The sequence below is a fragment of the Hoeflea sp. BAL378 genome (assembly GCF_000759435.1).
Classification (GTDB): domain Bacteria; phylum Pseudomonadota; class Alphaproteobacteria; order Rhizobiales; family Rhizobiaceae; genus Hoeflea.
Genome location: NZ_JRJG01000003.1, coordinates 65,633 through 81,619, shown reverse-complemented (window position 1 = coordinate 81,619; position 15,987 = coordinate 65,633). Strand labels below are relative to the sequence as shown.

At 59.2% G+C, this 15,987-nt stretch carries 16 protein-coding genes and 1 pseudogene; 7 read left to right on the top strand and 10 right to left on the bottom strand.

The genetic code is table 11. The annotated features are described in order from the left end of the window. Positions 1-10: 10 nt before the first annotated feature. Together LL06_RS01500 and LL06_RS01495 are read left to right on the top strand one after the other, a co-directional pair. A complete protein-coding gene (locus tag LL06_RS01500; protein ID WP_035521314.1) occupies positions 11-796 on the top strand; it encodes a hypothetical protein in 786 nt (261 codons plus the stop codon). A 105-nt stretch (positions 797-901) separates the two neighbouring features. Beyond that, positions 902-2,215 (top strand): glucoamylase family protein, encoded by a 1,314-nt coding sequence (locus LL06_RS01495; RefSeq protein ID WP_081963575.1) that lies wholly within the window; start codon positions 902-904, stop codon positions 2,213-2,215. Positions 2,216-2,542: 327 nt separating this feature from the next. Here LL06_RS01495 and LL06_RS01490 read toward each other — a convergent pair whose 3' ends face one another. The 8 genes from LL06_RS01490 to LL06_RS27165 form a co-directional block, all read right to left on the bottom strand. Continuing rightward, a complete protein-coding gene (locus tag LL06_RS01490; protein ID WP_161784914.1) occupies positions 2,543-3,397 on the bottom strand; it encodes a patatin-like phospholipase family protein in 855 nt (284 codons plus the stop codon). Between the two features lie 159 nt (positions 3,398-3,556). After that, entirely contained in the window at positions 3,557-4,459 is a 903-nt protein-coding gene (locus LL06_RS01485; RefSeq protein ID WP_244447004.1) for a DMT family transporter, read from the bottom strand. A 435-nt stretch (positions 4,460-4,894) separates the two neighbouring features. Then, positions 4,895-6,220, bottom strand: a complete 1,326-nt coding sequence (locus LL06_RS01480) for an APC family permease (protein ID WP_035521310.1) — start codon at positions 6,218-6,220, stop codon at positions 4,895-4,897. 117 nt (positions 6,221-6,337) lie between these two features. Then, positions 6,338-6,586 (bottom strand): hypothetical protein, encoded by a 249-nt coding sequence (locus LL06_RS01475; RefSeq protein ID WP_035521308.1) that lies wholly within the window; start codon positions 6,584-6,586, stop codon positions 6,338-6,340. Continuing rightward, entirely contained in the window at positions 6,583-7,071 is a 489-nt protein-coding gene (locus LL06_RS01470; protein ID WP_035521306.1) for a hypothetical protein, read from the bottom strand. Before LL06_RS01470 ends, LL06_RS01475 begins: the two co-directional genes overlap by 4 nt. Continuing rightward, on the bottom strand, positions 7,068-7,217 hold the full coding sequence (locus LL06_RS27585) for a hypothetical protein (RefSeq protein WP_161784913.1): 150 nt from the start codon (positions 7,215-7,217) through the stop codon (positions 7,068-7,070). Before LL06_RS27585 ends, LL06_RS01470 begins: the two co-directional genes overlap by 4 nt. Before the next feature lie 747 nt (positions 7,218-7,964). Next, positions 7,965-8,636, bottom strand: a complete 672-nt coding sequence (locus LL06_RS01455; RefSeq protein WP_052161096.1) for a sigma-70 family RNA polymerase sigma factor — start codon at positions 8,634-8,636, stop codon at positions 7,965-7,967. A gap of 51 nt (positions 8,637-8,687) precedes the next feature. Continuing rightward, on the bottom strand, positions 8,688-9,059 hold the full coding sequence (locus LL06_RS27165; protein ID WP_152599451.1) for a hypothetical protein: 372 nt from the start codon (positions 9,057-9,059) through the stop codon (positions 8,688-8,690). A 319-nt stretch (positions 9,060-9,378) separates the two neighbouring features. Between LL06_RS27165 and lgt the strand changes: the two genes are divergently transcribed. From lgt to LL06_RS01445, 4 genes and pseudogenes are all read left to right on the top strand, one after another. Beyond that, positions 9,379-10,212, top strand: a complete 834-nt coding sequence (lgt, locus tag LL06_RS01450; RefSeq protein WP_161784912.1) for a prolipoprotein diacylglyceryl transferase — start codon at positions 9,379-9,381, stop codon at positions 10,210-10,212. A gap of 134 nt (positions 10,213-10,346) precedes the next feature. Further along, positions 10,347-10,495: pseudogene (locus LL06_RS28140) on the top strand (transposase); the annotation flags it as partial. 500 nt (positions 10,496-10,995) lie between these two features. Then, positions 10,996-11,220 carry a hypothetical protein gene (locus LL06_RS27155; protein WP_152599449.1) on the top strand — a complete coding sequence of 75 codons (225 nt, stop codon included), beginning with the start codon at positions 10,996-10,998 and terminating at the stop codon, positions 11,218-11,220. Then, positions 11,213-11,485, top strand: a complete 273-nt coding sequence (locus LL06_RS01445) for a hypothetical protein (RefSeq protein WP_244447003.1) — start codon at positions 11,213-11,215, stop codon at positions 11,483-11,485. The genes LL06_RS27155 and LL06_RS01445 overlap by 8 nt, the downstream gene beginning before the upstream one ends. Positions 11,486-11,905: 420 nt before the next feature. Here LL06_RS01445 and LL06_RS01440 read toward each other — a convergent pair whose 3' ends face one another. Next, positions 11,906-13,018 (bottom strand): 2Fe-2S iron-sulfur cluster-binding protein, encoded by a 1,113-nt coding sequence (locus LL06_RS01440; RefSeq protein ID WP_244447002.1) that lies wholly within the window; start codon positions 13,016-13,018, stop codon positions 11,906-11,908. A 36-nt stretch (positions 13,019-13,054) separates the two neighbouring features. Further along, positions 13,055-15,577, bottom strand: a complete 2,523-nt coding sequence (locus tag LL06_RS01435; RefSeq protein ID WP_052161095.1) for a heavy metal translocating P-type ATPase — start codon at positions 15,575-15,577, stop codon at positions 13,055-13,057. Positions 15,578-15,742: 165 nt separating this feature from the next. Between LL06_RS01435 and LL06_RS01430 the strand changes: the two genes are divergently transcribed. Next, positions 15,743-15,931, top strand: coding sequence for a heavy-metal-associated domain-containing protein (locus LL06_RS01430; RefSeq protein WP_035521300.1), 189 nt, complete (start codon positions 15,743-15,745; stop codon positions 15,929-15,931). The last annotated feature ends 56 nt before the right edge of the window (positions 15,932-15,987 follow it).

Here is a 15,987-nt window from a genome sequence, read left to right as displayed (position 1 = left end):
TGAGCAAGCCATGAGCGAGCACGACGATGCAATCGAGAAAAGCGGCTTTCACTGGCGCATCATGCGCTGGATCCTGTGGCGCTTTATCTGCAACGCAGCTGAGCGCGTTCTCATCGACAGAAGCCTGAGGAACAAGACGGGCGGTGAAATTCGCTGGTTGCAGAACGACATCGATTTGTTCCTGAGCCAGGTCTCAACGAGGACGGCGCTCCTGCGCCCGGTGGCGCAGCTTGACGCATTGCCAAATTTCGGCAGTCGCCTCATGGTCGAGCTTGCGATCTATACCGTTGCGGCCGACCGGACGCTGCGTGACCGAGATCTTGATCCCCAAAGCGCGCGGGACGCCTTGGCGGACATCGGTTGGTCCGTCTATCGCAGGCAGCTTGCCCTCTCGTCCCTGCCCGCTCGCCTCGTCACCCGCGACCCGGGAAAGCGATTGCGCTGGAGCATCCGCGGGCTGCTCGTTTTCCCCTTCCGGCCCGTGGGTGCCCCCGGCTACGCCGCCGAAGTCTTTCGAAAAGGCGAGGACATCCACACGCACTTCACGCACTGTCCCCCGCAAAGCTTTGCCCGGCGCATTGCCGACGAGACGGGCGATCCTGAAGCACTGGCCGGCTTCGCAAACAGCTGGTGCAAATATGACTGGCCTGGCGCCGATCTGATCGCCGCCGACGGACATCGGGGACACTATATCCGGCGGCAAACACTCTCGGCCGGGGATCCGGTCTGCGACATGTGCTGGGCGGCGCGGGCACCCCGCCAGACCAGCGAAAACAACAATGAAGACGGCAAATGAGGCCGGAGCGTGAAAGATCCAGAAATCGCTCTGCGGAGATGAAAGTATGAGAAACGCGACGATCGATGCGCCGACCAGCGATCCCAAGAAGAACAGGCGGGCCTTATGATGCAGCGGCAATCGCATGTGAAACGGCCCCACTCCGGAGAAACGAGGCTGGATGCGTTACAGCGGCATGCCTTCGATTACTTCCTGAACGAAACCAATCTCGCCAATGGCCTCGTAGCCGACAAATCGCAGCCGGGCGCGCCCGCGAGCATCGCAGCCGTGGGTTTCGCCCTGGCGGCCTACCCCGTCGGTGTCGAGCGCGCATGGATCTCACGCATAAGTGCAATCGACCGGACTCTGGCGGCATTGCGGTTCTTCAGCAACGCCCCGCAGGGCACGGACCCTGACACGACCGGGCACAAGGGCTTCTTCTATCACTTTCTCGACATGACGACCGGGCGGCGCGCGGGCATTTGCGAGCTGTCCACCGTCGATACCGGATTCCTGCTGGCCGGCACGCTCGCCGCCGCTGCGTATTTTGATCGGAACAGTGAAGACGAGCAGGAGATACGGTCGCTCGCCGATGCGCTCTACCGCCGGGCGGACTGGCAATGGGCCTGCAACGGCGGCGCGACGATCACCCACGGGTGGACGCCTGAGGGCGGATTTCTGCCTTACCGCTGGGAAGGCTATGATGAGGCCTCTCTTCTGTATGTACTCGCATTGGGCTCACCAACCCATCCGCTGGCTGCAGAGGGCTACATAGCGTGGACCTCGACCTACCAATGGAAGGAAATCTACGGCTACGAATTCATCTATGGGGGACCGCTCTTCATCCACCAGTACTCGCACATCTGGATAGACTTCCGCGGAATCCAGGATGCATTCACGCGAGGCAAAGGCATCGACTATTTCGAGAACAGCCGCCGCGCCACCTACGTCCAGCAAGAGTACGCGATCCGCAATCCGCTCGAATTTGCGGGCTACGGAGAGAACTTCTGGGGCCTGACCGCGAGCGACGGGCCAGGCTGGACGACGCGGCGCGTCAACGGCATCGAGCGCGCGTTCTTCGACTATGCCGCCCGCGGCGTTCCGTACGGCCCTGACGACGGGACGGTCGCGCCGTGGGCCGTGGTGGCATCGTTGCCGTTCGCACCGGAAATCGTGTTGCCGACGATTGCGCATTTTCAGGACGTGTATCCGCAAGTCACAGGCGCATATTGCTTTCGGTGCAGCTTCAATCTGAGCTTTCAGGACGAGGCGGATGCCGATGCCGGCTGGACGTCGCCCTATCACTTCGGGATCAACCTCGGTCCCGTGGTGCTGATGTGCGAGAATTTCCGAACGGATCTGCTTTGGCGCCTTATGCGCGCATGCCCCTACGTGGTCACAGGGCTGCGGCGGGCGGGATTCACCGGCGGTTGGCTGTGACGGCCACGGAGGCGTGCAAATCATGAAGGCCATATCGATCGTCGGTAGGGCGAACGGACAGCTGTATGCGCCTTTGATGAGCTGGAACGACCCGCTGTGGGCGCTATTCTGATGTCGGCAAGCACGGTCGCGGTCGCGATCAACGCGCAACTATTGAAACGGGTCAAAGGATAAGCCCATCAACAATGGGCCCGACAGACCACAGAGGAGACATGGCGTAAGGCATAAGACCAGATTTTGGAGGAGAATCCTGTCCGGACCAGGAAAGCAGCATATCCAAGACACGGTTTCTGTAAGCGCCCTGACCTTGGGACGGATCGTGCTTTCCTATGTGCCTCGATTGAGCAACGTTCTGATCTGATCACCGGACCGGCGCACTGCCATGGTGCCCGACGCAATGCATTGCCGCTTGTAGTGGAATTCCAGTGTTCCTATGGTATTTCTAAACTTTGGCCTGATGACCATATCGGCCTGACCGAAACGCAGCCGGGCATGCTCGTTCTGACAGATCTCGATTGATCTTAGCATCGCTTGTACTCCGTTGCGGGGAGCGATCCCGGTTTCGGGCTGGCTTGGATCAACAGCGATCACTACATCGACACCGGTGCTTCGCGCCACATCTATAGGCGCGATGTCCGCATAGGCACCATCCATCAGGACGTGAGATCCGTCAATCAGCGGTGGTAGGATACCTGCGAGCGCAGCACTGGCATAAACGTAGTTAGCAGCTGACCCTCGGTTGTGGACAACACGTTCCCCCGACAGCACATCCGTCGTGCAGACAAAGACAGGGATGGATCCATCCTCCAAGTTTTTGCCCTTGGTCAAGGCGGCAAGGACACCCCGGCCCCAGCTCTCGGTGCGCGCTCCGGCGCCCCAGCCAAAATACATGTCACGTGCCGCAAGCAGCGCAATCGCCAGGCCCCTCACTCTTTCGGCAATGCTTCGGCCTCGAAAGTTCGGCGTTGACGGGAACCCGCTGGTGTCCATTTCAACAAGATCTCGATACCAGTTTGGGTTCAGCGAATAAGTTGCGCCAACCACCGCGCCCATTGACACACCGACAATTGCACTGGGGAAATAACCCAAACTGATCAGGGCTCTCAAAACTCCCACATGCGAAAGACCTCTTGCGCCACCACCACTAAGGACAAGGGCGAAGGACTTGTGTTGGCTGGTCATCAGAGTATTCGCGCCCATCATACGCCGCCCTTCAGTGCGCCTATCGGTTGCAACAATCGTGGTGCATACAGCAACGTCCAGAAAACTGAACTCTGCCAGAGTCCCATCGCCGAACATCAGGACCTTCGGTCAACACCTCGGTGAGTATTACGCCAAGCATTACGCTGAAACGCCAAAAAGTGTCGGCGGTGCCATGCCCTTTCGAATGACCATCATGACGCCGGCAAGGGAAAGAGACGTGCCGATCAATTCCGGCCAGCCCAGGGACTCGCCATAGTAGAGCAAACCCATTGTCAGCCCGAATATCGGCACAAGAAAGCTGAACGCATTGGCCTTGCTCAGCGGCACTTCTGCAAGAACCGACATCCAGATGACATATACCAGCGCGGAGCCAAAGACCGCTAAGCCAACCAGCGCAAACAGAAATCCGGGAGACCACTCGATCACAGTGAAGTCTTCAGTCACGACGGCAATCATCGCCAGCGGGATACTGCCGATCAACAATTGGACACTGATGGCCATCAGTGGATCGACCGTATCCGCAATCCGTTTCAGCATCACATTGCTGATAGTGATGCCAAGAGCCGCCAGAATGATATACGTGATGCCGATTAGGTAGCTCTCCTGACCACCTCCGAACAATCGTGGTGCAGCGATGACGACGATTCCCAGAAACCCCAGAACAAGACCCGATTTACCCCAGACCGTCAGCCGCTCTCCCAAGACGACACCCGCGAGGGCGGCAGCCATTAAGGGCTGGGTGTTTGTGATAACTGTCGCAATCCCAGGTGACACGAATTCGGCCGCATGAAACATGCCAAAATACCCCAAGCTGGTGGCCCCAAACCCGATTGCTGCAAGGGTGATCCACGTCTTCCAACTGCGCGGAAACGGGCGGCGCAAAGCCAGCGCGATCGCCAGCAGGGTAACGCCTGCGATCACTGCCCGCAAGGTTGCAAACGACAGGTGCGGGGCATAGGCGATGCCAATCGTTATCAACGGATAACAACTCGCCCAGAGAAACATCGCGAAAATGATCTTTGCGGTGGTCAGAATTTTCACGAGTTCATCAATTCATTGTCCTTTTGGCTCCTGGTGAGCGGCTATTTAATTTTTGATCAATAAAGAACCATGGCGACGCATCATTGAGTGGTGCTGGTCCAAATTCTCCAACGGCCTGAGTATCAAAATGACAAAGCGATACATATGATTGCGCTTCGCAACTGCGCCTCCACCGTCAGATATAGTTTGCCCGATCTCCTGCATTGGTCGCCATGGCAATTCACTCATATTGCCAGCGCTCGTGAGCGTATATCAGCGGCCTGCATATCGGAAAAACCCAGCGGGGCTGTAGTCATTCGCCGATGAACTCGAACCACCCAAACCCCCAATTTCTCTTGTTCAGTCCGACACGACAGGTGCTGCGCATCTTCAAAGTCGCTATGTCTGCAAATCGTCAATTTTTCTCACACATGTCTCCGCCGTTCACGCGCGCGGTCAGTGTTTCGCTACTGCCTCCAGCGCCGTCCAGCGCTTCAGGTATATCCGTTCGTAGATGAACACCGCTGAAATCGCGGCACCTGCATATAGAACGATCATAGGATCGGATCCCAATTTCATTGTCGTGAATGCTGCCAGAACAAATCCGTCGAAGGCAATCGCACAAAGCAGTACGGCCCCATGCGCGCCAATCTCGTGGCGCAAATGCCGAAACACGCCCCAATGCACCAGCATGTCCATTATCAAGTAAAAGAATGCCCCTAGCGATGCGATCCGGCTCAGATCAAAAAACACCGCAAGCGCCGAAGCAAGAACGACCGTGTAGACCAGAGTGTGGCTGCGGATCGGGCCCGACATACCAAAATGGCTGTGAGGTATCATTTTCATATCCGTCAGCATTGCGAGCATGCGCGACACCGCAAATACACTCGCCAACACGCCTGACGCGGTGGCGACAGCTGCCAAGACGACTGTCAAGTAAAAGCCAGACTGTCCCAATGCAGGCGATGCGGCTTCGGCAAGTGAGTAATCCTTGGCGGCAACAATTTGATCAATCGACAGATTGGACCCGACCGCAAAAGCGACAAGCAGATACACTACCGTGCAAATGGCAATCGATATCATGATGGTGCGGCCTACATTGCGATGCGGGTCGGTGATTTCTGCACCACTGTTGGTGATAGTTGTGAAGCCTTTGAAAGCCAGGATCGACAGGGCTACAGACGCAATGAACCCGGTCAAATTGAAGCCGCTGTTGGTATTGCTTGCAGCTGCGAACGTGAAGCCGCCCGACCAAAGCGCGACGATGCCAAAGAGCGCAATTCCTCCGATCTTGATGACCGCCATGATGATCGACAAAAGACCGACAGACCGGTTGCCCGAAGCATTTACGATAAAGGCAAACAGGATGACTCCGACCGCCAATACCGGCACCAGCGGGCCACCTGCGATATCAAAGGGTCGCAATACATAGGTCGCAAATGTTCGCGCCACGAGGCTTTCCGAAATTACCATGGACAGCGCCATCAACAATGCCGCCGCTGCGGCGATGGCGCCCGGCCCGTAGGCTTTCTGCAAGATCATCGCGATCCCGCCAGAGGACGGCCAAGCATTCGACATCTTGATGTAACTGTACGCGCTGAAGGACGTCACGATGGCACCAAATACGAAAGACAGAGCAAAATAGGGTCCGGCCAATTGCGCAATTTGCCCCGTCAGCGCAAAAATACCCGCGCCGATCATCACGCCGGTTCCCATCCCAACGGCACCGGCCAAACTGATTGAGCCCTTGTTCAGGGTGTCATCACCATGTGAGTGTTTCAAAACTTTGTCTCTTTCTCAATAGATTGAACGATGCTCAACGGATCAGCAGCAGTGGACCACAAAGACAGCGTGCCAAACGGGGGCAGAAACGTTCTCTTGCGGCCTCCGAGGAACGGGTCAAGTCAGCGCCACCGTCTTGTGCCCCTGACCTTCTATCACGAATTCTCCTTTGGCCATTATCACCGCCTCATCAATGATCCGTATCTTTGGCTCGGCACCGGTAGAAACGAAGAGCGTGCCGGTGCCACGAATTTTGGCCAACTGGTACTGTTCCAAGGACAGTTCAGAGACCTGGATCTCAACATCGGCAAGGTTGATCGCCGCGATCTTGCCGTCACCGCTACCCGCGATAACATTTTCGGTCACCCGATAGATCTATCGCGTGCAACTCGACCGCAACGGCAAAGCTCCGCATACACCGTCGGCGTGAAACTCATCAGGTTGGTTACGGATATTCCATTGCCCGAGCGATGGATCGCGACAGCACAGCGCTCGTCGGAGGAAATGGCGGTTTGATGCACTGCTCCGGGGACTTCAATCCGCCACACAATCCCGCCAGATGTCGCATCCGGAACGCTGAGAATGCTGATGCCCGCATCCGAGGGTCCGATCGGTTTATCCTCGGCCAGTGAATTGTGAGCAGCATGCTCTATCTCGGACACACTCTCGGTTTTGGTCGGTTCCTGAATCGCCTCAAGTCCGATGATCCGCTTTCCTGCTTCGCCGCCTTCGGCAATGACCATGAGCACCGAAAAGGTGCTATTTTCCGGTGCAATCACGGCAGGCTGAGCTGTCGTGATTGCAGTCGAAAGCATCAACGCCGCCAATATGGCGACATTCAATACTATCAAGAGGAAATTCCCTCCGATGTTTTCCGTAAATCATGGACTGCGCTTACATCGGCGTCCAACGCGACTAATTCGGAGCGCTGCCGGATCACTGAGGCCGCGAATATCAGCAGCATGCCGGATGCAAGCCCTACCAAAATGAGTGTCATTTTGTTTCTCCTCATAAGACGAAATTCTGCAACATACACCGGGATGTGGCGGATCAGCTCGCGCCGCAGCATCCGCCGGTTTTGGTGCCTGTGCCATGGTCAACCTTTACGACTGCAGGCGGGTCCATACTTGGCACAGCAACATTGGCCTCTTGAGTTTTGGACGTAGACCCGCAGCAGCAGCCTTTCGGTGATTGATCGGGCGTTACGCCGGTCGGGATGATCTTTGTTTGCATTTTGGTTTTCTCCATGAAAAATTGTCTCCTGCAAGTATAGACGCCTGCGCCGCGCCGGCATTACGCAGTCCCAGACACCCTCAGAGGTCTGCCCAGTTCGACAGAGTGCAATCGCAGCCTGACAGGCCATGCTTTGGGCAGATCCGGGTCATCTCTGCGAACCTCTCCTTCAGAGCCTGTCTTCCACATCCAAGTCGAACGTCTATCGTACTCTCGCTGAGCCCCAAGCTGTGCGCGACGCCCTCCTTCCGCTCTCCATCGACATCAACGCGCCGAACAATATTGGCCTGTTCATGCGGAAGCGTGGACAGGAGAATGTCGATGCAGTCACATATCAGTTCGTCGAGTTCAGTGTCACTTGTGGGATCAGAGCCAGGCTGACGTTTCACATGCTCATTCCTTGATACGCTTTCTAGAGTTGCACACATCGGCACCCCTGATTGAGCTCCTCCGATGACCAGGCGGAGTTTCCAGTGATCTGCGACTTAGGCCTGTCATTCTACCTCGCATGTTAGCCAACCCTCTTGATCAGAAGACGCGCAACGGGGCTGGACATTACACTCGGTGGGGCATCGAACTGGCGAGGTGTCGACGATGGCCGAACGCCCCGAGAGTGATCGCAGTCACAAATCATGAAGCCGCCTTCACCGCAAACCTGGCAGACCTCCGCTATTTTCTTCCTCAACGCTGTTCTCGCGCGATGGACCCGAACTCCCAAAGAGTTCGAGCTCAGCCCCAGTTCAGTTGCGACAGCCGTGCGCGCCTCGTCTCGTAGATCAATCCGAGCCAACAATTCTGCCTGAGAGGGCTGAAGCATCTTCATCGCCGCCGCGATGCAGGTACACGCGGGCTCCGCAACATCGATGTCCTCCTGCTGGGTCACCTTGGTCTCGATCGCATAGGCCTCTGCGCCGCGATTTCGCGCCGCTTGCCGCCGGTAGTGATCCGTCAAGGTGTGTTTCAGGGTGACGCCGAGCCAGGCATCCAGCCTCTCATCGTCCTCAATCTGGGCATGGTGGCGCAGTACCTTTACGCAGAAATCTTGAAAGACATCCTCGGCATCCTGTGGCCTGCTCAATCGCCGGCGGAGAAAGCCGAGGAACCGGTTGCGGGATTCGACGAGTTTTGCCTCAACGACTCGGCGCGAGATCGTTGTTGCACTGTTGTTTTGTTCAGCAAACATTCGTGTTCCTTTCACATGACTTTGTGCAGCACCGACATGCGATGCTGGCAGTTAGACCTGTGAAAGGGGTCGTGGTGGTTGAAAGATCAGGTACCTCACTTCACGCAGCGTGAAGTGCGGATCAAACTGGCGCTCTGATGAACCCACCCAGCCCACCGGCACCAGGCTGCTCTTCGGAAGAATTCCCGCTAGGCAGTGAAGCCCGAGGTGGCAATTTACGCCGGGAACAGCTTTCTCCGCATCATCGCTGACACCCGCAACATGGGTGACCAATTCGTTGGTGGACTGCGTCGACGGATTGTGATGGTCAAACTCAGGGGCAACAGCCAGAGCAGAATAAAGTAAAGCCGCGACTACCGCGATGATAGTCACCACACGCAATCTAATCGTGCATTTTGCGATCTGCAATCTGAGCGTGCGCATAATTTTTCCAGACTCTACCCATCTTGTCTAGAGCTTCGTCGCACTGCTCGCCTTGACTTGGATCAAGCGCCGAGGTCCCGCCGGGCGGCGTTTACAGAACCGGGATAGACCTTCTTTGCGTCCTGATGTTAGCCTGGCCTTAATAGTTGCTGCAGCATTTGGCGGCATGGGGCCAAACACACCAACCGACGTTGCGACGCCCCGCCATAAGTGTCATCGGTTTCCCGTTACGAATAGACCCATCTGTGGATGCCGGTTGAAACCATATCTGTAATAGTCGGAGCCGTGGCAGAGCTAGACCGACAGGAAGGAATGCGCATTGGAGTATACCGCAACGCTGTTGTCGCTCATGGCCTTCCCGGACATTGATCCGGTCATCTTCGCCATCGGCCCGGTTCAGGTGCGCTGGTATGGTCTTGCCTATGTCATCGGCATCCTGCTGGGCTGGCGGTACGCCCGCAAGCTCGTCGAGAACGAAAAGCTCTGGCCAGCCAGCGGTCCGCGCATGACAGCGCTCGACATCGATGACTTCCTGCTTTGGGCCACTGTCGGCATCGTTGCAGGCGGGCGCATCGGCTACATCCTGTTTTATGACTTTGCAGCCGTGTCGGCCAATCCTGTCCGCGCTCTGGAGATCTGGAATGGCGGAATGTCGTTCCACGGAGGCTTGCTCGGCACGCTCGTTGCCATGCTCCTGTTTGCCCACAAACGAAGCATCCCGGTCTTTAACCTGTTTGATGTAGTTTGCGCGGTCGTGCCTGTGGGCCTGTTTTTCGGCCGGCTGGCCAATTTCATCAATTCCGAACTCTGGGGCAAACTGACCGACGCGCCGTGGGCATTCGTGTTCCCCACCGGTGGCCCTTTCCCGCGTCACCCGACCCAGCTGTATGAAGCCGCACTCGAAGGCCTGCTGCTGCTCTCGGTGCTGGCATGGCAGATCTACCGCCGCCAGGCTCTCAAACATCGCGGCCTCATCGCCGGCATTTTTGTGTCTGGCTATGCACTGTCTCGGATATTCGTCGAGTTCTTCAGGGAACCTGACATCCAGATCGGGTATCTCGCCGGCGGCTGGCTGACCATGGGTATGGTGCTATCGCTGCCGATGCTGGCTGTCGGCCTCTGGGCCGTCGCCACCGCCAAATCGTGCGCCTGAGCAAGACCGGGAAGGTTTCCGCGCCCGGCCTTGCTTTGCCTGAACTCGTGATCGAGCTGTGCCCCAGACTCTTCGATCGCCTTCGTGCGGTGACCGCGCAGATCGATAGTCTGACGGCAAGGCTCAAGGCGGCGGCGCAGCGTGACGAGACTGCGAAGCGGCTGATGGCCGTTCCCGCATCGGCCCGATCTGCGCGATGGCGCCGACGGTACTTGCGCCACCGAAAGAGAGCTTCGAGAAAGGCAGGGACTTTTCGTCGTGGGTCGGCCTGACACCGAAGCAGCGTCGGTCATCGCGAGCGGGGAATGGTGTGACCGCCCCCAAAGGGTGATCCGGTTTCAATGTTAGTGCATGCTCAGCCTGACGTGGGACCCGATTTCGGACCATCCGGCTCGGGAATTTCCAGGGGAGTACATTCACGGCGGACCGGATGCGCCGGAAGCATTCCTGAGCGATATCGGCAGCTTGATGCTGATATCGCTGTGAGGACGTACCTCGTAGTACAACTCAACTCTTCAACACCTATAATACCGCCGAGCGCCGGGTTCTTTACGAGCACTACCCATGAACAGGGAGCAATGCTCATGTCGAGAAGGTGGGAGTATGTTTTGCGCGGTGCCGGCTGATTGGCGACGACCCAGGCCTTCCGCTTGAGGTGCCTTTGTGGATGTTCGACCGGCAGGCCTGTTCGTGGGTGCGTCATTCAGAACGTCCGCTGGTCTTCGACCGATTCTGATTTGAGCGCAGACTTGATGTCTTGCGACCAGAATCCGGGAGATGATCATGCGCCGTTCTCAAACGAAACCAGACCAACTGGACCGATTCGGTTCGACGGGAAGCACGCATCCATGGCAAACGCCGCAATGGCAGAACCTGCCGCAGCCGGTGCGCCACAAGATCTCCGGACTGATGGCACAGTTGCTGATGGAGCACGGGACGAACCACGAGGAAGTGCGCGCCGAGGAAGCCGGCAATCTGCGTCACAGTGTGGAGAGCAATGGTGTCTGAAAAAATCGAACGTCATCATCTGGAGCGCAAGGCGATCCTTTACGTGCGCCAGTCATCCGTCCATCAGGTTCTGCACAATCGGGAAAGCAGCGCGCTGCAATATGCGATGCGGGATCGGCTTAGCCAGTTGGGCTGGTCTCAGATCGATGACGACCTCGGCCGTTCGGCTTCAGGCAGCACGGATCGCCTCGCTTGCTTTGCGCTCGCCAGTGCCGGCATCGTAGCCACTCTACAGATCGCTTTCGTCGTGTGGCTTGGCATTTAATGAGGGTCTTCCTCATATTGTGTGGTAGGCGGTCGATGGATGCACTATCGATGCCATGGATGGCCAAACCGAAGGCCAGAACAACAGATTCAGCTCTACCGGACGCAAATAAATTGCCACACAGGGCGTCGAATTCATGCGAAATGCAAGTTACGACCGGTTTTGTTCACTCCTCACACAAGTTTTGGTCACTCCCCACACAAATTGAAGACCCCAATTAAATGCCAATCTTTCATCAATTCGGCGCATTCTTACAATTAAAAGGCCAAGCGACAACGTTTTCTTTCCATCCAGCGGCATCGGTTGCGCACTGCTGGTGGCAATGAACGCGTTCACAGACATGAACACCGCGCCAAAGGCCGAGAGCCGGGAACCCAAACTCGAAGGAGACACCAGATGCCTTTGCAGATTCACCGATGTTCATGGGATGACGTCTCCGGCCAGTTTCTTGCCATCTTGTCCAGACCGCCCCTCCGGTGTGAAGAAGACGTCGGCGTGCAGGTCTGACCTGCGCAATCCAGCGGCAAGGACAGTTTCGGTGAGTGCGTCGATCATTGCCGGCGGCCCGGCGGTGTAGCAGCTCCAGCCTTTCAGTCCGGGAAGATCTGCGCGCACCGCCTCGTGCACGAAGCCGGAGCGATGGCCGCTGTCTGGCTGGCCCATCGACAAGACCGGCGTCACCCTCATGTCGCCATGGCGACGGGCAAGCGCCTGAAGCGCTTCGAGGCCATAGAGGTCGCGCTCCTCCCGAACTCCGAGATAGACCCGCACTAGCTGACGCATGCCAAGATCGACGAGGCTGGCGAGGATCGCCTGAACCGGGGCCAGTCCCGAGCCGCCGGCAACGGCGAGTATCGGCCCGGTATGCCCCGGCCGCAGATGGGCCGAGCCGCGCGGCCCCTCAATCTCAAGCAGCTCGCCGGGAACGAGGCTATGAACGGCGGCCGATACCCTCCCCTTCGGCACCAGGCGAACATGGAATTCGAGGATGTCCTCGCCCGGACGGCTGGCCATCGAGTAGTCTCGTGGCGGCAAGCCCGGCAAGGCAAGCGTTACATACTGACCGGCCGAGAACATCATCGGTCCGCGCTTCGGGCGCAGCCGCAAGATACGGATATCATGCGTCGCTTCTTCGACAGACACCACCTCGGCCCCGGTTCGGACGAGCGGGTGGGCGGGCAAAGTCTCCTCGTCGCCAAGCCAGGCGACCCTGACGTCGGATTTCGGCAACGCGCGACAGGCCAGGATCAGACCTGCTTCACGCTCTTCGGCCGAGAGCGCGAAGCGGGTATGCTCAAGCAGTTCGACCTTGCCGGAGACAAGGCGCGACTTGCAGTTCCCGCACCGCCCCGCCTTGCAGCCATGCGGATAGTCAATGCCAGCGTCAAGCGCTGCAGCAAGGAGTGTTTGCCCGGAGGCAACTGCGATTTTGCGCAGCCCGGGAACGAGCGTCGCCATCGCGGCTCCCGGAATCCCGGCGTCCTCGTTGGGCGCCTTGGCCAGTGCTGCGGTTTGAGTTCGATCGATCGACATTGGAAAATCTCTCCTGGTCCGGGTCTTGGGCGGATGTCACTCGGCGGGCGCAAGGCGGGGTTCGGCGGCTGTTCGCTCCGACCGCCCCTCATGGCGCATCGGCGGCGTGAAGCGGCGCAGCCGCAGCGCATTGCCGAGCACAAAGACCGAAGACATCGCCATGGCGGCGGCGGCGAGAACCGGCGAAAGCAGGATGCCGAAGGCGGGCCACAGGGCACCGGCCGCGATCGGGATCAGCGCGGTGTTGTAGGCGAAGGCCCAGAACAGATTCTGCCGGATGTTTCCGATCGTGGCCTTCGACAACGCGATGGCGTTTGGCACTCCGGTGAGCGACCCCGACATCAACACCACGTCCGCCGCCTCGATGGCCACGTCGGTGCCGGTGCCGATGGCCAGACCGATATCGGCCTCGGCGAGCGCCGGCGCATCGTTGATGCCGTCGCCGACAAAGGCGAGCCGCCCATATTGCGCCTTGAGCGCCTTGACCGCTGCGACCTTGCCGTCCGGCATGACCTCCGAAACAACCTCGTCGATCCCGAGTTGTCGTGCGATGGCTGCGGCGGTGCGCGCGTTGTCGCCGGTGATCATCGCCACTTTGAGGCCGAGATCATGCAGCGCGGCGATTGCCGCGGGCGTCGTCGCCTTGATCGGGTCGGCGACCGCCACGATGGCAGCGAGACGGCCGTCAATGGCAGCGTAAAGCGGCGATTTGCCCTCGTCGGCAAGCCGAGCGGCGGTGTCGGCGAACTGAGCCGTGTCATACCCGAGCCGTTGCATGTAACGGTCGGCCCCGATTTGCACCCGGACGCCGCCGGCATCGGCGGCCACGCCAAGCCCCGTCACGCTGTCGAAGCCGGAGACTGGCGGCAGCGCCAGACCTTCGGCTTCCGCCGCCGCGACGATGGCGCGCGCGATGGGGTGTTCGGATTTGTCCTCCACAGCGGCAATCCGCGCCAGCACGTCGGACCGCTCGAACCCGTCAACCACCTCAAGGTCGGTCAGTCGCGGCTTGCCTTCGGTCAGCGTGCCGGTCTTGTCGAGCGCGACCACCCTCGCCTCCTTGAGAAGTTGAAGCGCCTCGCCCTTGCGGAACAAGACCCCCATTTCGGCTCCCCGCCCGGTACCCACCATGATCGAGGTCGGCGTGGCGAGACCCATGGCGCACGGGCAGGCGATGATCAGCACCGCGACCGCGTTGACAAGTCCGAAGGTCAGCGCCGGATCCGGGCCGAAGAGGAACCAGACCGCGAAGGTCACGGCCGCCAGCGCCATGACCGCCGGCACGAACCACATCGTTACCCGATCTACCAACGCCTGGATCGGCAGCTTACCGCCCTGCGCCTCTTCCACCATGCGTATGATCTGGGCGAGCATCGTGTCAGCGCCCACGGCCGTTGCGCGGAAGGCGAAGGCGCCGGTCTGGTTGATCGTGCCGCCGACGACCGTCGCGCCCGCGCCCTTTCCGACCGGTACAGGTTCGCCGGTGATCATGCTTTCGTCGATATAGCTTTGGCCCTCGATAACTTCGCCGTCGACCGGCACGCGCTCGCCGGGACGCACCTCGACGATGTCGCCCAGAACCACATCCGACACATCCATCTCGACCGACTTTCCGTCGCGGCGCACCTGAGCCGTCCTGGCCTGAAGACCGACAAGACGCTTGATCGCCTCGGACGTTCGGCCCTTGGCCTTGGCCTCAAGGAACCGGCCGAGCAGGATCAGCGTCACAATCACCGCCGCCGCCTCGTAGTAGACGTTCATCGTTTCGGGGGGCAACAGGCCTGGGGCGAAGGTCGCCACCACCGAATAGCCGAAGGCTGCGGCAGTGCCGACGGCGACGAGACTGTTCATGTCCGGCGCGCCCTTGAGCAGTGCCGGCACCCCCTTGAGGTAGAACCGCCGGCCGGGCCCGGCGAGCACCAGCACGGTCAGGGCGAACTGGATCAACCAGCTGTTGCGCATGCCGATCGTTTCCATGACCGCCATGTGAACCCAGTCGAACACATGGCTGCCCATCTCGAGACCGAACACCGGCAGCGTCAGCACGGTCGCGATCAGCACGTCGCGTTTGAGCGTCGCCGCCTCGGCGGCCTTCTTCGTCTCGGTCTCGGCGCGGGAGCCAGCATCCTGATCCGTCGCCTTGGCGTCGTAGCCGACGTTTTCGACTGCCCGGATCAGCGTGGCCTCATCGGCGGTTCCGCGCACCGTCGCGCGTTCGGTGGCGAGATTGACCACTGCTTCGCTCACGCCCGGCACCGCCTTCAGCGCATGCTCCACCCGGCCAACGCAGGAGGCGCAGCTCATGCCTTCGACCGCCAGTTCCACCGTGATTGCGGGAACGTCATAGCCCGTGTCCTCCACGGCCTTGACCAGCAACGCCCGATCGACCGGCGCCGACAATTGAACATCGGCCCTCTCGGCGGCGAGGTTGACGCTGGCCGCGGCCACGCCCGGCACAGCCTTGAGAGCGCGCTCCACCCGACCCACACAAGAGGCGCAGCTCATGCCTTCGACCCTCAGGGTGACGGTTTCGTTTGTATGTCTAATTGTTGCGGTCATCGGCGTTCGGCTCCTTGGCGACTTTGGATGACCACCCTTGTAAGGCTTCCAACCGCTGGAAGGTCAAGTGCCCGAAGATTGTTTTTTCGAGCACCCGAAAATCCGCTTGACCTTCCAGCGCTGGAAAGCCTCAGCATACAGTTCGAGAACAAAAAGGAGGCTCTCATGCAGTTCCATATCGAAAAAATGCATTGCGGCGGCTGCGCGCGGACCGTGACCAAGGCGATCCAGTCGGTCGATCCTGACGCCACGATCGAGGCAAACCCGGACGCACGTCTCGCCGAGGTCACGACGTCCATGCCGCGCGAGGCGTTTCTGCCGGTGCTGGCCGAAGCCGGCTACCCCGCCACCTGACCGCAAATTTCGATCTCCCAGCAAACATCTGACCACGGGGCGCGCGTTTAAAACGC